This window comes from Streptomyces sp. NPDC006733 (assembly GCF_040636125.1).
Lineage (GTDB): Bacteria > Actinomycetota > Actinomycetes > Streptomycetales > Streptomycetaceae > Actinacidiphila.
Genome location: NZ_JBEYJD010000045.1, coordinates 1 through 21,481, shown reverse-complemented (window position 1 = coordinate 21,481; position 21,481 = coordinate 1). Strand labels below are relative to the sequence as shown.

Annotated in this window: 18 protein-coding genes and 1 rRNA gene; 8 read left to right on the top strand and 11 right to left on the bottom strand. The window is 72.5% G+C overall.

The features are described from left to right. Positions 1-286: 286 nt before the first annotated feature. On the bottom strand, positions 287-943 hold the full coding sequence (locus ABZ721_RS32025; protein ID WP_358792270.1) for an HAD family hydrolase: 657 nt from the start codon (positions 941-943) through the stop codon (positions 287-289). A 119-nt stretch (positions 944-1,062) separates the two neighbouring features. Beyond that, positions 1,063-1,569 (bottom strand): hypothetical protein, encoded by a 507-nt coding sequence (locus tag ABZ721_RS32020; RefSeq protein ID WP_358792269.1) that lies wholly within the window; start codon positions 1,567-1,569, stop codon positions 1,063-1,065. 172 nt (positions 1,570-1,741) lie between these two features. Between ABZ721_RS32020 and ABZ721_RS32015 the strand changes: the two genes are divergently transcribed. After that, positions 1,742-2,209, top strand: coding sequence for an Rv3235 family protein (locus ABZ721_RS32015; RefSeq protein ID WP_358792268.1), 468 nt, complete (start codon positions 1,742-1,744; stop codon positions 2,207-2,209). A 133-nt stretch (positions 2,210-2,342) separates the two neighbouring features. On the opposite strand, the gene secA is transcribed toward ABZ721_RS32015, so the two are convergent. Further along, positions 2,343-5,120, bottom strand: coding sequence for a preprotein translocase subunit SecA (secA, locus tag ABZ721_RS32010; protein WP_358792267.1), 2,778 nt, complete (start codon positions 5,118-5,120; stop codon positions 2,343-2,345). Positions 5,121-5,317: 197 nt separating this feature from the next. On the opposite strand from secA, the gene ABZ721_RS32005 reads away from it, so the two are divergent. Both ABZ721_RS32005 and ABZ721_RS32000 read left to right on the top strand, forming a co-directional pair. Continuing rightward, positions 5,318-5,908 carry a GNAT family N-acetyltransferase gene (locus ABZ721_RS32005; RefSeq protein ID WP_358792266.1) on the top strand — a complete coding sequence of 197 codons (591 nt, stop codon included), beginning with the start codon at positions 5,318-5,320 and terminating at the stop codon, positions 5,906-5,908. Positions 5,909-6,029: 121 nt separating this feature from the next. Further along, entirely contained in the window at positions 6,030-7,226 is a 1,197-nt protein-coding gene (locus tag ABZ721_RS32000) for a crosslink repair DNA glycosylase YcaQ family protein (RefSeq protein ID WP_358792265.1), read from the top strand. 22 nt (positions 7,227-7,248) lie between these two features. On the opposite strand, the gene ABZ721_RS31995 is transcribed toward ABZ721_RS32000, so the two are convergent. The 7 genes from ABZ721_RS31995 to mtnA form a co-directional block, all read right to left on the bottom strand. Next, complete coding sequence (locus ABZ721_RS31995) at positions 7,249-7,962, bottom strand: response regulator transcription factor (protein ID WP_358792299.1); 714 nt, start codon at positions 7,960-7,962, stop codon at positions 7,249-7,251. A 191-nt stretch (positions 7,963-8,153) separates the two neighbouring features. Continuing rightward, positions 8,154-8,831, bottom strand: a complete 678-nt coding sequence (gene raiA, locus ABZ721_RS31990; protein ID WP_358792264.1) for a ribosome-associated translation inhibitor RaiA — start codon at positions 8,829-8,831, stop codon at positions 8,154-8,156. A 280-nt stretch (positions 8,832-9,111) separates the two neighbouring features. Then, complete coding sequence (locus ABZ721_RS31985) at positions 9,112-9,825, bottom strand: phosphoribosyltransferase family protein (RefSeq protein WP_358792263.1); 714 nt, start codon at positions 9,823-9,825, stop codon at positions 9,112-9,114. Between the two features lie 86 nt (positions 9,826-9,911). Then, complete coding sequence (locus ABZ721_RS31980; RefSeq protein ID WP_358792262.1) at positions 9,912-11,765, bottom strand: LpqB family beta-propeller domain-containing protein; 1,854 nt, start codon at positions 11,763-11,765, stop codon at positions 9,912-9,914. Further along, complete coding sequence (gene mtrB / locus ABZ721_RS31975; RefSeq protein ID WP_358792261.1) at positions 11,765-13,669, bottom strand: MtrAB system histidine kinase MtrB; 1,905 nt, start codon at positions 13,667-13,669, stop codon at positions 11,765-11,767. The genes ABZ721_RS31980 and mtrB overlap by 1 nt, the downstream gene beginning before the upstream one ends. A gap of 1 nt (position 13,670) precedes the next feature. Further along, a complete protein-coding gene (gene mtrA / locus ABZ721_RS31970) occupies positions 13,671-14,348 on the bottom strand; it encodes a two-component system response regulator MtrA (RefSeq protein WP_277438461.1) in 678 nt (225 codons plus the stop codon). A gap of 244 nt (positions 14,349-14,592) precedes the next feature. Beyond that, the gene (gene mtnA, locus ABZ721_RS31965) at positions 14,593-15,660 is read right to left on the bottom strand and encodes an S-methyl-5-thioribose-1-phosphate isomerase (RefSeq protein ID WP_358792260.1); all 1,068 of its coding nucleotides are present in this window, start codon (positions 15,658-15,660) and stop codon (positions 14,593-14,595) included. An 87-nt stretch (positions 15,661-15,747) separates the two neighbouring features. Between mtnA and ABZ721_RS31960 the strand changes: the two genes are divergently transcribed. The 5 genes from ABZ721_RS31960 to ABZ721_RS31940 are packed head-to-tail and all read left to right on the top strand — an operon-like array spanning position 15,748 to position 21,195. Further along, complete coding sequence (locus ABZ721_RS31960; protein ID WP_358792259.1) at positions 15,748-17,016, top strand: hypothetical protein; 1,269 nt, start codon at positions 15,748-15,750, stop codon at positions 17,014-17,016. A gap of 6 nt (positions 17,017-17,022) precedes the next feature. Continuing rightward, positions 17,023-17,664 (top strand): DUF4129 domain-containing protein, encoded by a 642-nt coding sequence (locus ABZ721_RS31955; RefSeq protein WP_358792258.1) that lies wholly within the window; start codon positions 17,023-17,025, stop codon positions 17,662-17,664. Next, positions 17,661-18,905: a DUF4350 domain-containing protein gene (locus ABZ721_RS31950; RefSeq protein ID WP_358792257.1), complete on the top strand. Its 1,245-nt coding sequence runs from the start codon at positions 17,661-17,663 to the stop codon at positions 18,903-18,905. The genes ABZ721_RS31955 and ABZ721_RS31950 overlap by 4 nt, the downstream gene beginning before the upstream one ends. Beyond that, entirely contained in the window at positions 18,902-19,867 is a 966-nt protein-coding gene (locus ABZ721_RS31945; RefSeq protein WP_358792256.1) for a MoxR family ATPase, read from the top strand. Before ABZ721_RS31950 ends, ABZ721_RS31945 begins: the two co-directional genes overlap by 4 nt. 17 nt (positions 19,868-19,884) lie before the next feature. Further along, positions 19,885-21,195, top strand: coding sequence for a DUF58 domain-containing protein (locus ABZ721_RS31940; RefSeq protein WP_358792255.1), 1,311 nt, complete (start codon positions 19,885-19,887; stop codon positions 21,193-21,195). A 198-nt stretch (positions 21,196-21,393) separates the two neighbouring features. On the opposite strand, the gene rrf is transcribed toward ABZ721_RS31940, so the two are convergent. Further along, positions 21,394-21,481, bottom strand: a 5S ribosomal RNA gene (gene rrf / locus ABZ721_RS31935); the annotation flags it as partial.

The following is a 21,481-nucleotide window of genomic DNA, read 5'->3' as shown; positions in this document are numbered from 1 at the left end:
GTTCGCGGGTTCACCGCTACGGGACGACGCTATGCCGGGATACAGGGGGTGCGTACCGATGTTTACGGATCGGACCCGCCTGTAGGGATCAACGCTGATCACGCAGTAAGGCTATCGCTCCGGCCGGGGGGGCTGTCAGGGGACGCCTCTGTACAAATACCGGACGGATTGTTGGACCAAATGGACAGGGCGCATCCGACCGGTGGTCATCAGCGGGCGGAAACCGTCAGCGGGATCCGTCCTGTCCGCTCATCGGACGATCGCACCGTCCGATGAACGGGAAAAGTCACCCGGCGGTGAGGTGACGGGCGGCCTCCACGGCCTCCGCGAGCGTGTCCACCACCGGTACGCCGGCCACCGCCAGGCTGCCCCGGCTGTGCGAGCCCCCGGTGTACAGCACCGCGTACGCCCCCGCGTGGGCCGCCGCCAGCGCGTCGTCCACCGCGTCCCCGATCACGACCACGCGGTCGGGCGCGACCCCCTCCAGCGCGGCCAGGTGGCGGACCATCTGGGCGGCCTTGCCGCCGCCGGACGGACCGGTCGAGCCGTCCATCCGGACGAAGTGGCGCTCGATGCCGTGGGTGCGCACGATCGGTATCAGCAGGTCGTGTGGGGCCAGCGAGCAGAGCGACTGCGTCAGCCCGGCGAGCTGCTGGGCGGCCAGCAGCTCGGCGGCGCCCTCGGCGAGGCCGCAGTTCCCCGCCCGCTCCCAGTAGTGGCGGTGGAACGCCTCGTCCATCACCAGCCACTCCGCGTCCGTGGGCAGCCGGCCGATCAGCCGCTCGTAGAACTTCGGCACCGGCACGCAGTACAGCTCGCGGTAGCGGTCCAGCGTGATCGGGGACAGGCCCAGCTCGGCGAAGGAGGCGTTCGTGGCCTCCAGCACGGCGTCGATGTCGTGGAAGAGGGTCCCGTTCCAGTCCCACACCAGATGAGCGTTCACCCCGACGACGTTACCCGGCGGGTACGACAGCCCGGCCGGCCCGTGGCGCTCCGGCGGGAGCGCGGGGGGCGCAGGGGCGCGGGCCGCTCGGGGCGCGGTGGCGCGGTGGCGCGGGGGCCTCAGCCGATCAGGTTGGGGATCTCCTGCGTCGCGAACCAGAGCAGCTCGTGGTCCTCCGCTCCGTCGACGGTGAACTGGGCGTCGTCGTCGCCCGCGTCGGCCGCGCCCAGCGCCAGTGCGGCGGCGGTCACGTCCTCCCGTGCGTCGTCCGCGTCCAGGTGGACGGCGGCGGCGTCGCTCATCGACACCTTCGCGGCCAGCCGGACCTCGCCGAGGGCGGCGGAGTCCAGCCCCCGGTCCGGGTCGAAGGAGACGGCCGACTCCGGCACGTCCACCGCGAGCACGACGCGACGGCGCGGGACGTCGGGAGAGACGGCGAGCAGCCGGAGCGAGGCCTGGGCGGCCCGGGAGAGAGCCGCGTACTCCAGCTCCTCGATGTCGTCGGAGACGTACCACTCGCGCAGGCTGGGGGTGACCGCGTAGGCGTCCAGCGGTGCGGGGCCCAGCTCGCCCGCCTTGTGGGCCTCGGCCAGGCCGGGCAGGGTCGTGGGGAGGTAGACGCGCATGTCGGTCAGCATACGTGCGTGACGGCGCGACCACGCGGATAGGTGAAACGGCCGCCGGTGCCCGGGGGCGGCGCAGGGCGTTGCCCCGGCCCCCGCGGCCCCCTAGAACCGGGGTACCGAACGGTGGAATCCGGCGGATCCCGTCAGGCACCGCACCCAGGGGGGTACCAGCATGGCCGTCACGTCACCCGCGTCCGCCCGCCCCGGCCCGGCCCGCGCGGCCCGCAGGTCGGGGCCGCCCAACCGGCACGACCACCGGCACGACCACCGGCGCCCGCCGGCCGGGGCGGGCCGGCCGGGGGCCGTTCCGCCGCACGTGTGGTTCGCCGGCCGGCTGCTCACCGTCCTCACCGGCCGGCAGCCCATCAGCTGCCTGGCCGGCCGGGTCCGCGGCGCCGCCTACGACCGGCTCTGGGAGCTGGTGAACGCGCGCGCCGACTGGCGGCACCGGGCCCGCGGGCAGGCGCCCTACGTCCACAGCTGCCAGGTCGTGCGGCAGCTCGACGGCGCCCTGGAGGTGACGGCCGTCGTCTCCCTGGCCCGGGACGCCTTCCGCGCCATCGCCTTCCGCCTGGAGCGGGGCCCGGCGGCGGGGCCGGGCGGGGACGTCTGGCGGTGCACCGCCGTGGAGGCCCGCTGACGGGCCCGGGTGCCCCGCCGAGGGGCCCGGAGGCCGGACGCGGCCGGGGCCGGACCCCCGCGATGGGAGTCCGGCCCCGGCCGGTGGTGCTGACGTGCGTGCGGTGCCGCGTTGCCGCGGCGCCGTGCGCGCGCTACTTCTTGCGGCGCTTGCCGCCCTTGGCGGCCTTGCGGCGCTCCGCGCGGGTCTGGCCGTCCGAGTCGGACCCGGCGCTCTCGTTCTCGAAGTCGCCCTCGACGACACCGCCCTCGCCGTCCACCGAAGGGGCGGAGAAGTGCAGCCGGTCCGGGCGCTGCGGGGCGTCCAGGCCCTTGGCGCGGATCTCGGGGCGGGCGTCCTTGACGAGCGACGGCGCCGCGTCCTCGACCGGGACCTCCTCGACCTGCTGCTCGACCTGGACGTCCAGGTTGAACAGGTAGCCGACGGACTCCTCCTTGATGCCCTCCATCATGGCGGTGAACATGTCGAAGCCCTCGCGCTGGTACTCGACCAGCGGGTCGCGCTGCGCCATGGCGCGCAGCCCGATGCCCTCCTGGAGGTAGTCCATCTCGTAGAGGTGCTCGCGCCACTTGCGGTCGAGCACCGACAGGACCACGCGGCGCTCCAGCTCGCGCATCACGTCACCGGAGAGCTGCGCCTCGCGCTCCTCGTACTGCTCGGTGATGTCGTCCTTGACCGTCTCGGCGATGAACTCGGCGGTGATGCCGGCCCGGTCGCCGGCCGCGTCCTCGAGGTCCTCGACGGTGATCTTGATCGGGTAGAGCTGCCCGAAGGCGTTCCACAGCCGGTCCAGGTCCCAGTCCTCGGCGAAGCCGTCCTTCGTCTCGGCCTCGATGTACGCGTCGATCGTGTCGTCCATGAAGTGCCGGACCTGCTCGTGCAGGTCCTCGCCCTCCAGGACGCGGCGGCGCTCGCCGTAGATGACCTCGCGCTGCCGGTTCAGCACCTCGTCGTACTTGAGGACGTTCTTGCGGATCTCGAAGTTCTGCTGCTCGACCTGCGACTGGGCCGACGCGATCGCCCGCGTCACCATCTTGTTCTCGATCGGAACGTCGTCCGGCACGTTGGCCATCGACATCACGCGCTCGACCATCTGGGCCTTGAACAGGCGCATCAGGTCGTCGCCCAGCGAGAGGTAGAAGCGGGACTCGCCCGGGTCGCCCTGACGGCCGGAGCGGCCGCGCAGCTGGTTGTCGATGCGGCGGGACTCGTGGCGCTCGGTGCCCAGCACGTACAGGCCGCCGAGCTCCTTGACCTCTTCGAACTCGGCCTTGACGGCCGCCTCGGCGCGCTCCAGCGCCGCCGGCAGGTCCGCGGCCCACTCCTCGACGTGCTCGACCGGGTCCAGGCCGCGCTGGCGCAGCTCGGCCTCGGCGAGGTCCTCGGGGTTGCCGCCGAGCTTGATGTCGGTACCGCGGCCGGCCATGTTGGTGGCGACGGTGACCGCGCCCTTGCGGCCGGCCTGGGCGACGATGGACGCCTCCCGGTCGTGCTGCTTGGCGTTCAGCACCTCGTGCGGCACCCCGCGCTTGGACAGCTGCGCCGACAGGTACTCGGACTTCGCGACCGAGACGGTGCCGACCAGGACCGGCTGGCCCTTCTCGTGCTTCTCGGCGATGTCCTCGACGACGGCCGCGAACTTCGCCTCCTCCGTGCGGTAGATCAGGTCCGCCCGGTCCAGGCGCGCGAGGTCGCGGTTGGTTGGGATCGGGACGACGCCGAGCTTGTAGATCTGGTGGAACTCGGCGGCCTCGGTCATGGCCGTACCGGTCATGCCGGAGAGCTTGTCGTAGAGGCGGAAGAAGTTCTGCAGGGTGATCGTGGCGAGGGTCTGGTTCTCGTCCTTGATGTCCACCCCTTCCTTCGCCTCGATCGCCTGGTGCATGCCCTCGTTGTAGCGGCGGCCCGCGAGGATGCGGCCGGTGTGCTCGTCGACGATCATGACTTCGCCGTCCATGACGACGTAGTCCTTGTCGTTCTTGTAGAGCTCCTTGGCCTTGATCGCGTTGTTCAGGTAGCCGACGAGCGGGGTGTTCACCGACTCGTAGAGGTTGTCGATGCCGAGCCAGTCCTCGACCTTGGCGACACCGCTCTCGTGGATGGCGACCGTGCGCTTCTTCTCGTCGACCTCGTAGTCGCCGGTCTCCTCGACGCCGATGCTGCCGGCCTCGCCCCGGTTCAGCCGCTTCACCAGGCGGGCGAAGTCCGCGTACCACTTGGTCGCCTGGTCGGCCGGGCCGGAGATGATCAGCGGGGTACGGGCCTCGTCCACGAGGATCGAGTCGACCTCGTCGACGATCGCGAAGTTGTGGCCGCGCTGCACCAGCTCGTCCTTCGACCACGCCATGTTGTCGCGCAGGTAGTCGAAGCCGAACTCGTTGTTGGTGCCGTACGTGATGTCGCAGTTGTACATCTCGCGGCGCTGCGCGGGCGACATGTTCGCCAGGATGCAGCCGACCTCGAGGCCGAGGAATTTGTGCACCCGGCCCATCCACTCCGAGTCGCGCTCGGCGAGGTAGTCGTTGACGGTGATGAGGTGGACGCCCTTGCCGGAGATCGCGTTCAGGTACGCGGGCAGGGTGCCGACGAGGGTCTTGCCCTCACCGGTGCGCATCTCCGCGACGTATCCGAGGTGGAGGGCGGCGCCGCCCATCATCTGGACGTCGTAGTGGCGCTGGCCGAGCACGCGCTTGGAGGCCTCACGGACCGTGGCGAACGCCTCGGGGAGCAGGTCGTCCAGGGTCTCGCCACCCTCGTACCGCTCCTTGTACTCGGCGGTGAGGGCCCGAAGCTCGGCGTCCGTCAGATTGACGAAGTCCTCTTCAATGGAATTGACCTGGTCCGCGATGCGGTGCAGCTTGCGCAGGATCTTGCCTTCGCCTGCACGCATGAGCTTGTTGAAGACGGACACGTAGGCTGGCTCCTTGCCGGTCGGGCCTGGCACGTAATCTCGCGCTGGGCACAGCGGGATGCACTCCGCCGCAACGGCCATCGTAAGCGAGGACACCTGCGGGCCGGGAGGTCCGTCAGCACACGGGTCCCTCGTCACCCCGCGTAGTGCTACAAATCGCTTTTTCAACCCGCCCGGCGGTCGGCGATACTCCGGTCATGGAGCCCATCACCCTGACCACCGAACGGCTCGTCCTGCGCACGCTGGAGCCGGGCGACGCCGAGGCCGTGTACCAAGCGTGCCAGGACCCCGAGATCTCCCGTTACACCAGCATCCCCTGGCCGTACACGCGCGAGCACGCGGCGGACTTCGCGGGTCCGGTGAGCGCCCAGGGGTGGGCCGACGACATCCTCTACAACTTCGGCGCCTTCACCCGGGACGGCGGCACGCTGGTCGGCTCGCTGGGCCTGGTGCGGATCGGCCGGATCGGGCCGCCGGACCACCAGGCCGAGCTCGGCTACTGGGCGGTCAAGGAGCACCGCGGCCGCGGGTACACCGCGGAGGCGGGCCTCGCGGTGTGCCGGTGGGCGTTCACGGACCTCGGCGTGGAGCGCATGGAGTGGTACGCGGACGCCGGCAACGAGGGGTCGCGGGCGGTCGCCCGCAGGATCGGCTTCGCCATGGAGGGCACCCAGCGCGCCAAGGTCGTCCACAACGGGACGCGGCGGGACTGCTGGACGGGGTCGCTGCTCCCCTCGGACCTGGGACTCGCGCTGCGGACGCCGTACCTGCCGTTCCCCGGCGCGTAGTCGGCCGGTGCCGGAGTTCCGCGGGGCGCGGCCGGTCGGGGGCCGGGGTTCCGCGGAGCGTGGCCGGCCGGCGCGGGGGTTCCCCGGGGGGTTGTCAGTGGCTCGCTCTAGGCTCTCCGGCATGACACCGCTGCCTCCTCCCGTAGCCACCTTGTCCGCGGACGACGCCCGCCGGATCGCCCTGCGGGCGCAGGGCCTGCTCGGCGTGCCGGACCGGCGAGCGGGGGTCCGCGGGGTGCTGCGCAGACTGGGCGCGGTCCAGCTCGACACGATCTCCGTCCTGGCTCGCTCGCACGAGCTCATCCCGTACGCGCGGCTGGGCGCCGTGGGCCGGGACGCCGTGGAGACGGCGTACTGGAAGGACGCGCACGCCTTCGAGTACTGGTCGCACGCCGCCTGCATCCTGCCCATCGAGGAGTGGCCGCACTTCGCCTTCCGGCGCCGTGCCCGGCGGGACAAGGGCCACCGCTGGCACGTCCTGGAGGACGCGGACCGCTCGTGCGGCGCCGTCCTGGACCGGCTCAAGGCCGACGGGCCGCTCACGTCCACGGAGCTGGGTGGCGCCAAGAACGGCGGCCCGTGGTGGGACTGGTCGGAGACGAAGATCGCGGTGGAGTGGCTGCTCGACACGGGCCAGGTGGTCTGCACCGAGCGGCGCGGCTGGAAGCGCGTCTACGACCTGGCGGAGCGCGCCGTCCCCGCCGATCTGCTGCACGACGACATCGAGGACGCCGAGTGCATGCGGCGGCTGGTGGCGCAGGCCGGGGCGGCGATGGGTGTGGCCACCCGCGCGGACCTGGCGGACTACCACCGGCTCAAGGGCGAGCAGGTGATGGCGGTGATCGAGGGCTCCGGGCTGGTCCCGGTCGAGGTCGAGGGCTGGTCCAAGCCCGCCTGGGCGGACCCGCTGGTGCTGGAGGCGGAGTCCTCGGCGAAGCGCGGCCGGCACCGGACGACGCTGCTGTCCCCGTTCGACTCCCTGGTCTGGGACCGGCCGCGCACGGAGCGGATCTTCGGCTTCACCCACCGGCTGGAGGCGTACGTCCCCAAGCCGAAGCGGATCCACGGCTACTTCGCGATGCCGCTGCTGGCGGGCGGCAACCTGGTGGGCCGGGTGGACCCGGCGCGCGAGGGCAGCACCCTCGTGGCCCGGCAGGTGACGCTCGACGGCCCGAAGGCGGTGCAGCCGGCGGCCGAGGCGATCGCGGAGGCGGCCGGCTGGGTCGGCTGCCAGGAGGCGCGGGTGGAGCGGGTGCTGCCGGAGGTCCTGCGCGAGCCCCTGGCGGACGCGCTCGCTCGGACGCACGACCGCCGCTGACCTTCACCCGGCCGCGCGCGGGCTACCGGATCTCGAGGATCTTCTCGCGCATCGCGTAGACCACGGCCTCCATCCGGGAGTGCAGCTGCAGCTTCTCCAGGATGTTGCGCACGTGGTTCTTCACGGTGTTCTCGCTGATGAACAACTGCTTGGCGATGTCACGGTTGTTCAGGCCGGTCGCCACGAGCTTGAGCACTTCCAGCTCGCGGTCGGTGAGCCGCGGCGCGGGCACCAGCCGGCGCTCGTCGGTCCGCTGGATCATCGACTTGAACTCGGTGAGGAGCTTCGACGCCATCGAGGGGCTGATCTGCGACTGGCCGTCGGCCACCGCGCGGATGGCGGTGGCGACCTCGTCCGTGGAGATCTCCTTGAGCAGGTAGCCGGTGGCGCCGGCCTTGATCGCCTCGTAGAGGTCGGCCTCCTCGTCGCTTATCGTCAGCATGATGATCTTGGCGCTGGGAGCGACCTCCTTGATCGAGGTGCAGGCCTCGATCCCGCCGCGCCGGGGCATCCGGACGTCCATCAGCACGATGTCCGGCAGCAGGTCGGCGGCCTTCTCGACGGCTTCCGCGCCGTCCCCCGCCTCGCCGATGACCTGGATGTCCTCCTCCTGGGCGAGGACGATCTCCAGTCCCCGCCGGAACAGGGCGTGATCGTCGACGACCAGCACCCTGATGGGCTCCTTGCGGGGCGCCTCCAGGTGGTCCCTCGCGGGGGCGTGCCCCTCGTCGCCGATGTCTGCGGGCTCGAAGCTGTCCGGCATCAGATCCTCCCCCTCAGGCCAGAGTTGGCAGCTTGTCCCATGCTTTCACGACTGGGACCCGTCCGGTGCTTTCGCGGCCGGGGGGCCGGCCGGGAACGCGGCGCCGCCCCCGACGGAGTTGTCCGGGGGCGGCGGCCGTTCTCAGGGCGATGCGGCGGGGAAATTCAGCGGCGGAGCGCGCCGCCCGCGCCGGAGGGCGCCTCCTCGGCGGACGGGTCCGCCTTCAGGTGAATGACTCCGTAGTCGTAGCCGTGCCGCCGGTAGACGACCGCCGGTGAGCCCGTGTCGGAGTCGATGAAAAGGTAGAAATCGTGCCCGACCAGCTCCATCTCGTAGAGGGCCTGGTCGAGCGCCATCGGCGCGGCGGCGTGCGTTTTCTCGCGCACCACCAGCGGACCGTCCCCCTGAACCTCCAGCGGCCCGATCCGGGTCGTCGGTACGGCGTCCTCCACCTCCGGAGCGGGCGCCGAGCCGTTCAGCTCGCCGGTCAGCCCGGCTGTGGCCTGGGCGACGCTGACGGGGGTACGCCCGCCGCCATGGTGCACCCGGCGCTTGTCGGCCGCCTTGCGCAGCCGCGCTTCGAGCTTGGCCACCGCGAGGTCGAGAGCGGCGTACGGATCGGCCGCAGAGGCCTCGGCTCGCACCACGGGGCCGCGGGTGTTCAGTGTGATCTCCACCCGGTCGGAACGGTCCGACTGGCGGGGGTTGAGCTCTTTGGACACCTCGACGTCCAGGCTGATCACCTTGCCGTCGAGCTTCTGGATCTTGTCCAGCTTCTCGGTCACGTGCTTACGGAACCGATCAGGCACCTCGGTCTTGCGGCCCTTGATGACGATGTCCACTCAGAACTCCGTTCCGGATCGCTCCGAACACGCGGAGCGCATCCCATTCGCTTAGGCCGGTCGGGCACCTGTCCCTCACGGCGCTGCGTCAGCTGCAGCTTCTCCTGCCCCGAAATTCGCCGGAGCCACCGAAGCGGCGGCTTTCACCTCCTTCTCCCCCACCAGCAAGATCAACACCCCATGGTGTTCACCTTGCCTCACAACCGAACATAGTCCTGGAGTGTGGAGGTCGGCATCCCCAGCATCGGTATACCTCCGTTCGGGTGAACGCCCGGCTGTACTAGCTGCAACGATGTGTTCCAGGCCAAAGTTCCGTTTCGACCGGCCCCGCGACGACCGCCGCCCCGGCGATCCGGCCGCCCGCCGCCTCCACCGCCCGCGCCGCCGCGGCCAGCGAGGACCCGGTCGTCATGAGGTCATCCACCAGCACCACCGGAGCCACCGCCAGCAGCCCGCGACCACCCTTTCCGGCCACCACGGCATCCGCCAGGTTCTCCAGCCGCTCGCGGCCGCTCAGCCGCGTCTGGTCGGCGACCTCCCGCCGGTGGCGCAGCACCGCGGCCACCCGCGCCCGCCGCCCGGACCGGCGCAGCTCGGCCGCCGCGCACCGCGCGATCCGCCGGGTCGCGTCGTGTCCCCTGGCCGCCACCGTCCGGCGCGCGGAGGGCACCGGAACCAGCAGCAGGGGATCCGCGGCACCCGCCCTGAGCACCGCCCCGGCCAGCGCCGCGCCCAGCGGCCGGGCCAGCCCCAGCGCGCCGCGTTCCTTGTGGGCGAGCACCACCGCCCGCACCTCGTCGGCGTAGCCGGCCGCGGCATGGACCTCCGGCAGCCCGCCCGGCGCCGGATCCGGCCGCACCCGCCGCACGGCCGCCCCGTCCGGCGAGCCCAGCAGCTCGGCGCACCCGCCGCACAGGGTCGTGCGCGGCCGACCGCATCCCGCGCAGTCGACCGGTAGGACCAGCCCGGCGAACTCCGTCCACCACGCCCGCATGGCCACCACTCTGCCCGCTGCGGAGGCCCTCCACCAGCCCCGTGCCCGGCCTGTGGAAAACCCGCGCGGGGTGCCCGGAGGGAGGGTCAGCCCGGGTAGACCGGCCCGGTGCCCTTGGCCGCGATCTGCTTCCAGTTCGCGTCCTGCGCCAGCAGCCGGTAGATGCCGCCCTTGTACGCCGCGAGCAGCGGCTTCGTCTGGTCCTCCGACGCCGCCACCGAGGCCGCGTCGCTGATCCCCGGCAGGCCGGGCGTGGACGGCAGTGAGCCGTCCGTGTTCATGTACTGGATCTGCTGCAGGCCGCCCGCCTCGGTCCCGACCACCAGCAGCCGGCTGCCGCCCGCCCAGGACGCGGCGGTGACGTCCTCCAGCTGCGGCGTCACGCTCTTCAGCGCCGTCACCGTGATCACGGGCACCTCGGCCGTGCCGCCCCGCTCGATCCGGCCGAGCTTCAGCGTCGTCCGGTCGCCCTTCTTGACCAGCATCGCGATCCGCGTCCCGTCCGCCGCGACGCGCAGCGACTGGATCCGCGCGTCACCGAGGTCGGGCACCGCGACCTCGCGGGCGTCGCCCGAGCCGTCCCGCAGCATCAGCAGCCGGGACCGCGAGCCGTCGCGGTCGGCCACCCACAGGTTGCCGTACCCGTCCCAGCTGGGCGCGCTCAGGCCGTCGTTCGCGCCGTGCGCGGTGCTGGTCAGCGCCACTCTGCCCTGGTCCGACGAGCCCTTGGAGATGTTCGCGACCAGCAGTTCGCGGCCGCCGGCCCTGACCCCGGCCGCGTACTGCTCGTCCCGCTTGACCGCGATCGACAGCAGTTTCGCGGTGGCCCCGCCGAGCACGCCCGGCACCGGCTCCGCCAGCGAGCTGTTGTCGTCGGGCAGCGAGACGAGCTGCTGGTGGTCGTCGATGAAGAACTGCCGGGGCGAGACCCCGCTCAGGGTCTCCGGCAGGTACGGCTTGGCCCGCTCGTCGGTCAGCGTGCACGCCGAGTCGCCGTTCGCGCGCTGCACCTCCACCGAGGTGATCTTCGTTGCCGACTGGCTCTGCGCCGTCGGCAGCAACTGCGCCGCCAGCCGCTGGCACTGCGCCGCGCCCATCCGGTCCGCCATCGCGTTCAGCCGCACCCGCAGGTGCTGGGCGTCGTCGAGGGAGACCCCGTGGTCGGCGTCCTTGGTGTACAGCGCCACGCCCTTGGGGGCCTCCGAGCGCACCACGGGCGCGAGCCAGTCGGTCGGGCCGCCGAGCATCGCCGAGACCGCGGACTCCAGTGAATTTATCCGTCGCCGCAGGTAGACCGGGTCGGCCACCAGCGTCGACGCACCCACGCCGGCCGTTCCGAGGTTGGCGAAGTAGTACATGTTGACGGAGTGGTAGATCCGCTGGAAGTCGGACTCGGTGAGCACCAGCCCGTTGTCCACCCAGTCGATCCGCCACTCGTTCTTCTCCTTCACCAGTTGGAAGGAGGTGTGGAAGGCCGTGCCGTCGCCCGAGGTGTAGGCGTGCTTCTCGTCCACCGCCGCGACCTGCGTGCCGTTCAGCCCGAAGGAGTGGAAGCCCTCCTTGCGCGCGGTCCCGGACTGCTCCTCGACCGGCGACGGGCCGCCCGACAGGACCGTGATCTTCGCGAACGGGTCCCAGCGCTGGGCCATCGACGTCGTCAGGTACTCCTTGGCCGTCGCGTACTCGGCCTCGTCACTGGTCGTCGCCTCCAGGAAGCCGCGCACGATCTGGTCCGGGTACTCCCCGGGCTGCGGCTTGATCCCGAGCACCTGCACCTGCTGGTCCGAGTCGGCGCTCTGCTCCCCCGCGACCTTGTGCACCTCGCCGCTGCCCGGCATCGAGGCGCAGCCGGCGAGCAGCACCGCGCACACCAGCGGCACCCACACCCGCACCTGCCGGCGCGCGCCCCAGCGGGCCCGCCGCTCCCCCGTCACCCGCATCAGCGTTCGTCCTCCCGTGCAGAGTCTGCCGCACCACCCGACTCGTGCCCGACCACCCGCGATCCGTTCCCGGGCAGCGCCGCGGGGTCCGCGGCCGGCGGGCGCGCCGGCGCCGACGGCATGGGCGGCAGCGCGGGCGACAGCGGGGAGGTGCGCGGCATCGGCGGGGCGTCCGGCCGCGGCGGCGTACCGGCGGCGTTCAGCCCGCGGTTGCGGCGGGAGTCCTCGGGCTCCAGCGCGATCGGCGAGCCGCGCAGGCTCTCGCCCGCGGTACGCGGCAGCGTCATGCGGAACTGCGAGCCACCGCCGGGCTCGCCCCACGCCTGCAGCCAGCCGCCGTGCAGCCGGGCGTCCTCCACCGCGATCGACAGGCCGAGGCCCGTGCCGCCGGTGGTGCGGGCGCGTGCCGGGTCGGCGCGCCAGAAGCGGTTGAACACCCGGGTCGCCTCACCGGGCTTGAGCCCCACGCCGTAGTCCCGGACCGCGATCGCGACCGCTCCGTCGGCCGTCGCCAGCCGGACCACTACGTCGCGGCCCTCGCCGTGCTCCACGGCGTTGACCACGAGGTTGCGCAGCACGCGCTCGACCCGGCGCGGGTCGGCCTCCGCTATCACCGGCTGCTCGTCGCCCCGGACGATCACCCGGCTGCCCTTGCGCTCCGACAGCGGCTCGGCGGCGTCCACCACCCGCCGCACCACGTCCCGCAGGTCGATCGGCTCCGCGGACAGGTCGGCGGCGCCCGCGTCGAACCTGCTGATCTCCAGCAGGTCGGAGAGCAGCCCCTCGAACCGGTCGAGCTGGCTGCCGAGCAGTTCCGCGGAGCGCGCGGTCACCGGGTCGAAGTCCTCGCGGGCGTCATGGATGACGTCCGCGGCCATCCGGACGGTGGTGAGCGGCGTCCGCAGCTCGTGCGAGACGTCGGAGACGAACCGGCGCTGCAGCCGGGACAACTCCTCCAGCTGCTGGATCTTGATCTGCAGGGTCTGCGCCATCTTGTTGAAGGACTCGCCGAGCCGCGCGATGTCGTCCTCGCCGGAGACCTTCATCCGTTCCTGGAGCCGCCCGGCGGCGAGCCGCTCGGAGATCCCGGCGGCCATCCTGACCGGCGTCACGACCTGGCGGGTGACCAGCCAGGCGATGGCCCCGAGCAGCACCACGACGAAGATCCCCGCGGTCGCCAGGGTGCGCTTGACCAGGCCGAGGGTCGTCTCCTCCTGGTCGAACGGGAAGAGGTAGTACAGCTGGTACGGCTTGCCGTTCACGTCGCTGAGCCGCTTGCCGATGACCAGCGCGTTCTGCGGCCTCGGATCGTTCTCCCGCTTGATCGTCGTGTACGTCTCCTGCGAGCCGGAGCGGGTCTCCACGCTGTCGCGCAGGTCCTGCGGGATGCTGTCGTCGGGCAGCACCAGGCCCGAGGTGCGCGGCCCGCGCGCGTCGGCGCCGTCGCCGGTGCCGGGGCTGAGCGCGACCACCGAGTACACGCCCTTGCCGCCGCTGGCGAGCTGGCCGACCAGGTTGTTCAGCCAGGTGCCGGAGTCGATCCCGCCGCGGGTGGTCCCGCCGCCCGCGACCTGAGCGGTGTCCCGCTCCTTCTCCTTGTCGGCCTGCGCCTGGGCCACCGAGAAGCCGCCGCTGGCCTGGCCGCGCGAGGCCTGCTCCTTGGCGTCGAGCAGGCCGTTCTTCACCTGTCCGATGACGACCACGCCCAGCAGCAGCACGACACCCAGCGACATCAGCAGCGTGACCGCCACCACCCGCAGCTGGATGTTGCGCCGCCACAGCCGGACGGCGGGCAGCAGCGGACGGCGTGCCCAGCGCACGCACGAGCGCAGGACCGGCAGCAGACCGCTCAGGGGGTCCGCGAGCCGGCTCTCCAAGCGCTCACGCTCGTACGACGCCGACATGTCAGCCCGGACCCGCCTTGTAGCCGACGCCGCGGACGGTCACCACGATCTCGGGACGCTCGGGGTCCTGCTCGACCTTGGAGCGCAGCCGCTGGACGTGCACGTTGACCAGCCGGGTGTCGGCCGCGTGCCGGTATCCCCACACCTGCTCCAGCAGCACCTCGCGGGTGAACACCTGCCAGGGCTTGCGGGCGAGCGCGACCAGCAGGTCGAACTCCAGCGGCGTCAGCGCGATCGGCTGGCTGTCGCGCTTGACGGAGTGCCCGGCCACGTCGATGACGAGGTCGCCGATCGTGAGCTGCTCGGGCGTCGGCTCCTCCGCCCGCCGCAACCGGGCCCGGACGCGTGCGACCAGCTCCTTCGGCTTGAACGGCTTGACGACGTAGTCGTCGGCGCCGGACTCCAGACCCACCACGATGTCGACCGTGTCGCTCTTCGCGGTGAGCATGACGATAGGTACCCCGGACTCCGCGCGGATCTGCCGGCATACGTCGATGCCGTCCCGACCCGGGAGCATGAGGTCGAGGAGAACAAGATCAGGCTTGGTCTCCCGGAAAGCGGCGAGGGCCTTGTCACCGTCTGCTACGAACGACGGCTCAAAACCTTCACCACGCAGCACGATGCCGAGCATCTCGGACAGTGCGGTGTCGTCATCGACGACCAGGACTCGACCCTTCATTGCATCATCATCCCATTGTCGTAACCGTTTGATCGACCAGCGTGTTAATAGTCACCCCTGTCGTGGGCGTGTCTGCGCAGGTCAGCGGCTGGCCTGCGGTAGCGCGTGATGGCGAAAAATGGCCTGCGGATCACTTCGGTCCTGCGCAGAGACGCCACTGCACAATCTCGCCACTGCCGGTCGAACCGTACGCCGAAGTCCGGGAGTCAGGTTACGCAGCGCAAGCGCGCGACGGCTCCGCCCGTCACCGCGCATCCGGGGCGCACATCACCCTGAGTGCGTCCGCCGTGACGGGTGAGGCGACACCGCGCTCGGTGACGACAGCCGTGATCAGCTCCGGCGGCGTGATGTCGAACGCCGGGTTGTACGCCATGGCGCCGAGCGGCGCCCCCAGATCCGTCACCTCGTGGCCCGGCCGGTGCTCCACCTCGATCGAGGCGCCGTCCGGCGTCTCCAGGTCCACGGTCGTGCACGGGGCCACCACGATGAACGGCACGTTGTGGTAGCGGGCGAGCACCGCCAGCGAGTAGCTGCCGATCTTGTTCGCCGTCGAGCCGTCGGCGGCGATCCGGTCCGCGCCGATCAGCACCGCGTCCACCTCGCCGGAGGTGAAGAGCGACCCGGCCGCGTTGTCCGCGAGCACGGTGTACGGCATGCCGGTGCGCGCCGCCTCGTACGCGGTCAGCCGGGCGCCCTGGAGCAGCGGACGGGTCTCGTCGACCCACAGTCGGCGCAGTTCGCCCGACCGGTGCACCGCCAGCACGACGGCCAGCGCCGTGCCCTCCCCGCCGGAGACCAGGGCTCCGGTGTTGCAGTGCGTCAGGATGCGGTAGCCGCCGCCCGGCACCAGCTCCCCCAGCAGTTCCGCCCCGCGGCGGGCCATGGACGCACTGGCCGCCGCGTCCTCGGCGTGCAGCGCGCGGGCCTCGGCGAGCACGGCGGCCGCGGCCGCCTCCAGGCCCCCGGGCACCGCCGCCCGGTACGCCTCGACCGCCCGGCGCACCCCGTACGCCAGATTGACGGCGGTCGGCCGGGCCGCGGCCAGCAGGTCCGCCGCCTCGTCCACGTCGTAGCCGCGGGCGGCCGCGAGGGCCACTCCGTACGCCCCCGCCAGCCCCAACACCGGTGCGCCGCGCACCGCGAGGTCCCGGATCGCCTGCACCAGCCCCTGCACATCGGTGCAGGCCAGCTCCACCTCCTCGCCCGGCAGACGGGTCTGGTCGAGGAGCACCAGCACCGGTCCTTCGGGCGGCTCCTCCCATCGGAGCGCGGGAATGCCGTTGGCCGCCGGTATCGAGAACTGATCACCCATCCGCCCAGTCTGCCCTGCCGGGCCCCACTGGCGGCAGCCCATGGCACGATGGCCAGCACACTGAACGCAGGCGAAGGGGCAGCAGCGATGAACGACACTCCGGGCTGGGCATCGCCCGGATCCTCCGACTCCCACGAGCCGGAGCGCGGCGACAGTCCCCAGGCACCGCCCCCACCGCCCCCGAACCCGGCCCCGCAGGACGCGGCGCCGAACTGGTCCAAGCAGCAGCCCCCGCCCAACCAGTGGTCCGCCCCGGCGGGCGGCGGCTGGGGCAGCCCGCCTCCGCCGCCCCCACCGCCCGGCCCCGGCTGGGGTGCCCCGGGCGGCTGGCAGCAGGCGCCCTGGGGCCGGCCCCCGGCCGCCAAGCCCGGCGTGATCCCGCTCCGCCCGCTGGGCGTCGGCGAGATCCTCGACGGCGCGGTCTCCACCATGCGCGCCCACTGGCGGGTCGTGCTGGGCATCTCGCTGGCCGTCGCCCTGGTCACCCAGGCCGTACTCGTCGTCGTCCAGGGCCTGTTCCTGGGCAGTGACTCCGACTTCAACCGGGTGCAGAACGACCCGGACGCGACGTCCGGCGAGATCCTGCGCTCGGCCGGCGGCGCCCTCGGCGGCACCGGTGTCGCGGCCCTGATAAGCCTCATCGCCATGATCTTCGCGACCGCGATGCTCACCATGGTGATCAGCCGCGCGGTCCTCGGACGACCCGTCACCACCGGCGAGGCCTGGCGGGACTCCCGTCCCCAGCTGCTGCGCCTGCTCGGGCTGACCCTGCTGCTGCCCCTGATCTCCCTCCTGATCATCGGCGTCGCCACCGTGCCGGGCATCGTGCTCATCGCGCTGGGCGCCGAAGCCGGCGGTATCACCCTGGCCCTGATCGGCGGCCTGGGCGGCTGCGCCGTCGCGATCTGGATGTGGGTCCGCTGGAGCCTGGCCTCCCCCGCCCTCATGCTGGAGAAGCAGGGCGTCATCGCGTCCATGAAGCGCTCCATGAAGCTGGTCCGCGACGCCTGGTGGCGGATCCTCGGCGTCCAGCTGCTGGCCTGGCTGCTGACCACCATCGTCTCCGGCACCATCCAGGTCCCGTTCACGCTGATCGCCGGGGCCGTCGGCGGGGACGGCGCGGGCTCCTTCCTGTCCGAGAACGCCGACCTCGGCTGGACCTTCCTCATCGTCACCGCCGTCGGCGGCGTCATCGGCACTGCCATCACCCTCCCCATCAGCGCGGGCGTCACCGCCCTGCTCTACATGGACCAGCGCATCCGGCGCGAGGCCCTCGACATCGAACTGGCCCGCGCCGCGGGCCTGCCCGGCTACGGCGGCCCCGGGACCCCGGACCGCCCCACCCCCGAGAGCTGACCCCAGGTGTCGGGGGACGCACCGGTCACCACCCCGCGCGGCGCCGCCCGCGAGGCGGCTGAGCACGAGCTGTCCAAGGGGATCTACCACCAGCACGACCCGAGCCTGTTCCAGCGCGCGCTGGACTGGCTCTGGGACCGGGTCGGCGACCTGCTGACGGCAGCCTCCGGCGCCACCCCGGGCGGCGGGGTGGGGCTGGTGGTCATCGTCCTCACCGTCGTCCTGCTGCTGGCCGCCCTGCGCTGGCGGCTCGGCAGGGTGCGCCAGGCCACCACCGACGGGCCCGGCCTGTTCGGCGACCGCACCCGCACCGCGGCGGAGCACCGCGCGGCCGCCGAGCAGCACGCCGCCGCCCGCCGCTGGACGGAGGCGTCCCAGGAACGGATGCGCGCCCTCGTCCGCGCCCTGGAGGAACGGACCGTCCTGGACCCGCGCCCCGGCCGCACCGCCGACGAAGCCGCCCGCGACGCCGGTCGCGCCCTGCCCGACCACGCCACCGCACTGGCGGACGCCGCCCGGCTCTTCGACGACCTCACCTACGGCGGCCGCACCGGCACCGAGCAGACGTACGGGCTCGTCCGCGACCTCGACGGCCGACTGCAGCGCGCCAAGCCCCGCTTCGCCGACGCGGAGGACGCCCGCCCATGACCGTCTCCCCCGCACCCGCCCCGCCCGACACGTCGGCCGACCCTGGCGCCGAGCCGGTCGACCCCGGCACCTCGCTCGCGCCCACCGCCCGCCAGCTGTGGACCCGCTCGCGCGCCCTCCTGGCCGCCGCGCTCGCCGTGCTCGTCTTCGGCGTCGGCTACGCCGCGCTGCGCTCCGGCGAGAACCACGGAGCGCTCGACCCCCGCTCCGCCGACGCCGCCGGCAGCCGCGCCGTCGCCCAGCTCCTCGCGGCCCAGGGCGTCACCACGACCGTCGTGACCACCACCGACGAGGCGACCGCCGCGCTCGACAGCGGCACCACCCTGCTCGTGACCGTTCCCGACCTGCTCACCTCCCATCAGCAGTCCCTCCTCCACAGCGCCACCGAACGGTCCGGCGGCCGCACCGTCCTCCTCTCCCCCGGCCCCTCCGCGGCCGAGGCGCTCGCGCCCGGCGTCCAGGCGCTCGCGCCCACCGACACCCGGACCCTCACCCCGCAGTGCTCCTGGCCCACCGCCGCCAGGGCGGGCGACGCCGAGGTCGGCGGCGTCGAGTACGCCACCTCCGTGCCGGGCGCCGACCGCTGCTACCCCAGCGGCGGCAACCCCACCCTGATCCGGCTGCCGGCCGCCGCGAACGGCGACACGGTCGTCCTCGGCTCCGCCGAGCTCCTCACCAACGACCGCCTCGACGTGCAGGGCAACGCCTCCCTCGCCCTGCAACTCCTCGGCGCCCACCCGAAACTCGTCTGGTACCTCCCCTCCCTCAGCGACGCCGCCGCACTCGACGGCGAGCGCAAGAGCTTCTTCGACCTCATCCCCGACGGCTGGAGCTGGGGGCTCCTGCAGCTGATGATCGCCGCAGCCGTCGCCGCCCTGTGGAGAGCCCGCCGCCTCGGCCCCGTCGTCGCCGAACGGCTCCCCGTGGCGGTCCACGCCTCCGAAGCCACCGAAGGCCGCGCCCGCCTCTACCGCCGGGCCAACGCCCGTGCCAGGGCAGCCGAAGCGCTGCGCCAGGCCACCCGCGACCGGCTCGCACCGATCGTCGGCGCCTCACCGGCAGCCGACCCCGCGGCCCTCGTCGCAGCCGTCGCCGCCCTCCTCGGCGCCGCACACCCCGACCCCGGCGCGCTGCTCTACGGCCCACCACCCTCCGACGACGCGGCCCTGCTGCGTCTGGCCGACGACCTCGACGCCCTAGAGCGCCGCATCATTTCCACAGAGAGGTACGCAACTCCGTGAGCGCCCCGACAGCCGACAGTGCCCGCGCCTCGCTCGAGGCCCTGCGCACCGAAATCGCCAAGGCCGTCGTCGGCCAGGACGCAGCAGTCACCGGCCTGGTGGTCGCCCTGCTGTGCCGAGGACACGTCCTGCTGGAAGGCGTCCCTGGAGTTGCCAAGACCCTCCTGGTCCGCGCCCTGGCCGCGTCCCTCCAACTGGAGACCAAGCGCGTCCAGTTCACGCCCGACCTCATGCCCGGCGACGTCACCGGATCGCTCGTCTACGATGCCCGCACCGCCGAGTTCTCCTTCCAGCCGGGCCCGGTCTTCACCAACCTGCTGATCGCCGACGAGATCAACCGCACCCCGCCCAAGACCCAGGCCTCCCTCCTCGAAGCGATGGAGGAACGCCAGGTGTCGGTCGACGGCACCCCGCGCCTCCTCCCCGATCCGTTCCTGGTCGCGGCCACCCAGAACCCCGTCGAGTACGAGGGCACCTATCCGCTGCCCGAAGCCCAACTCGACCGGTTCCTGCTGAAGCTGATCCTTCCGCTGCCCTCCCGGGCCACCGAGATAGACGTCCTCACCCGGCACGCCGAAGGCTTCAACCCCCGGGACCTCGCGGCCGCCGGCCTGCGTCCCGTCGCGGGCCCCGACGACCTCGAAGCCGCCCGCTCCGCCGTCGCCAAGACATCCGTCTCCCCGGAGATCACCGGCTACATCGTCGACCTCTGCCGAGCCACCCGGGAATCCCCCTCCTTCACCCTCGGCGTCTCACCGCGCGGTGCGACCGCCCTGCTGGCGACCGCCCGCGCCTGGGCCTGGCTCACCGGCCGCGACTACGTCACTCCCGACGACGTCAAGGCCCTCGCCCTGCCCACGCTTCGCCACCGGGTGCAACTGCGGCCCGAGGCCGAGATGGAGGGCGTGACGGCCGACTCGGTCATCACCGCGATCCTCGCCCACGTCCCCGTGCCCCGCTAGGCCGGCGGGGACAGCCCATGGCCCTCACCGGACGCACCGCCCTCCTCGCCGCGCTCGGCGCCATCGTCGTCGGCGTCCTGCTCCCCGGCTGGAGCGGGATCCTCGCTGTCGAAGGCGTCCTTCTGCTCGGAATTCTGTGCGATCTCGCGCTCGCCGCGCCAGTGCGAAAGCTCCATTTCACTCGAATCGGTGACACATCCGTTCGACTCGGTGACACCGCGACCGTCACCCTGACCGTCACCAACCCCGGCCGCCGCCCGCTGCGCGCCCTGCTGCGCGACTCCTGGCCGCCCAGCAGCTGGCAGCCCGGCACCGAAGTGGCCGCGTCCCGACACCGATTGACGGTCCCGCCGGGCGAGCGCCGCCGCGTCACGACCCTGCTGCACCCCACCCGCCGCGGAGACCGCAAGGCCGAACGCGTCACCGTGCGCTCGCACGGCCCGCTGGGCCTCGCCGCCCGCCAGGGCTCGCACAGCATCCCGTGGACCGTCCGGGTACTCCCGCCCTTCACCAGCCGCAAGCACCTGCCCTCACGGCTGGCACGGCTCCGCGAACTCGACGGCCGCACCTCGCTGCTGATCCGCGGTCAGGGCACCGAATTCGACTCGCTGCGCGAATACATCCCCGGCGACGACACGCGCTCCATCGACTGGCGCGCGAGCGCGCGCCGCACGACCGTCGCCGTACGCACCTGGCGTCCGGAGCGCGACCGCCACATCCTCATCGTGCTCGACACGAGCCGCACCTCGGCGGGCCGCGTCGGAGACGCCCCGCGCCTCGACGCCGCCATGGACGCCGCGCTCCTGCTCGCCGTCCTCGCCGGCCGGGCCGGCGACCGCGTGGACCTCCTCGCCCACGACCGCCGCATCCGCGCCTCCGTCCAGGGCCGCAGTACCACCGACATGCTTCCGGCCCTCGTCAACGCGATGGCGCCGATCGAACCCGAACTGGTGGAGTCCGACGCGAGGGGCCTGGTCGCCGCGATCCTGCAGCGCGCCCCCCGCCGCTCCCTGGTCGTCCTGCTCACGGGCCTCGACGCGGCCCCCATGGAGGAGGGGCTGCTGCCCGTCCTCCCCCAGCTCACCCACCGGCACGAGGTCCTGGTCGCTTCCGTGGCCGATCCCCGCGTCGAGGAGATGGCCCGGGGCCGCGGCACGCTGGACAGCGTCTACGCGGCAGCCGCCGCGGAACAGTCCCGCGCCGAACGCCGCCGCACCAGCCAGCGCCTCTCCCGCCACGGCATCACGGTCGTCGACGCCCCGCCGACAACCATCGCGCCCGCCCTGGCAGACGCGTACCTGGCCCTGAAGGCCGCGGGTCGCCTGTAATCACGGCCTAGGTTCCGGTCTAGGTCCGGTCTAGGTTCCGGCCTTCGGACGGGGCTTGGATGGCCGTCGGGACCTACAGGGCCGTGGAGTCCAGGGCGTTCAGTGCCGGGGGCCCGGTTCCCGGGGGCTGTATCCATCGACTGGACAACGCGAAGAAGCCCCCCAGGCTATTGCCTGAGGGGCTTCTTCTCAAAGATTGTTCGGCGGCGTCCTACTCTCCCACAGGGTCCCCCCTGCAGTACCATCGGCGCTGAAAGGCTTAGCTTCCGGGTTCGGAATGTAACCG

Coding starts and splice junctions, on each gene's coding strand:
- ABZ721_RS31960 (WP_358792259.1), top strand. CDS start 15,748: ATGAACGACACTCCGGGCTGGGCATCGCCCGGATCCTCCGACTCCCAC.
- ABZ721_RS31940 (WP_358792255.1), top strand. CDS start 19,885: ATGGCCCTCACCGGACGCACCGCCCTCCTCGCCGCGCTCGGCGCCATC.
- ABZ721_RS32000 (WP_358792265.1), top strand. CDS start 6,030: ATGACACCGCTGCCTCCTCCCGTAGCCACCTTGTCCGCGGACGACGCC.
- ABZ721_RS31950 (WP_358792257.1), top strand. CDS start 17,661: ATGACCGTCTCCCCCGCACCCGCCCCGCCCGACACGTCGGCCGACCCT.
- ABZ721_RS32015 (WP_358792268.1), top strand. CDS start 1,742: ATGGCCGTCACGTCACCCGCGTCCGCCCGCCCCGGCCCGGCCCGCGCG.
- mtrB (WP_358792261.1), bottom strand. CDS start 13,669: ATGTCGGCGTCGTACGAGCGTGAGCGCTTGGAGAGCCGGCTCGCGGAC.
- mtnA (WP_358792260.1), bottom strand. CDS start 15,660: ATGGGTGATCAGTTCTCGATACCGGCGGCCAACGGCATTCCCGCGCTC.
- ABZ721_RS31985 (WP_358792263.1), bottom strand. CDS start 9,825: ATGCGGGCGTGGTGGACGGAGTTCGCCGGGCTGGTCCTACCGGTCGAC.
- ABZ721_RS32020 (WP_358792269.1), bottom strand. CDS start 1,569: ATGCGCGTCTACCTCCCCACGACCCTGCCCGGCCTGGCCGAGGCCCAC.
- ABZ721_RS32005 (WP_358792266.1), top strand. CDS start 5,318: ATGGAGCCCATCACCCTGACCACCGAACGGCTCGTCCTGCGCACGCTG.
- ABZ721_RS31980 (WP_358792262.1), bottom strand. CDS start 11,765: ATGCGGGTGACGGGGGAGCGGCGGGCCCGCTGGGGCGCGCGCCGGCAG.
- mtrA (WP_277438461.1), bottom strand. CDS start 14,348: ATGAAGGGTCGAGTCCTGGTCGTCGATGACGACACCGCACTGTCCGAG.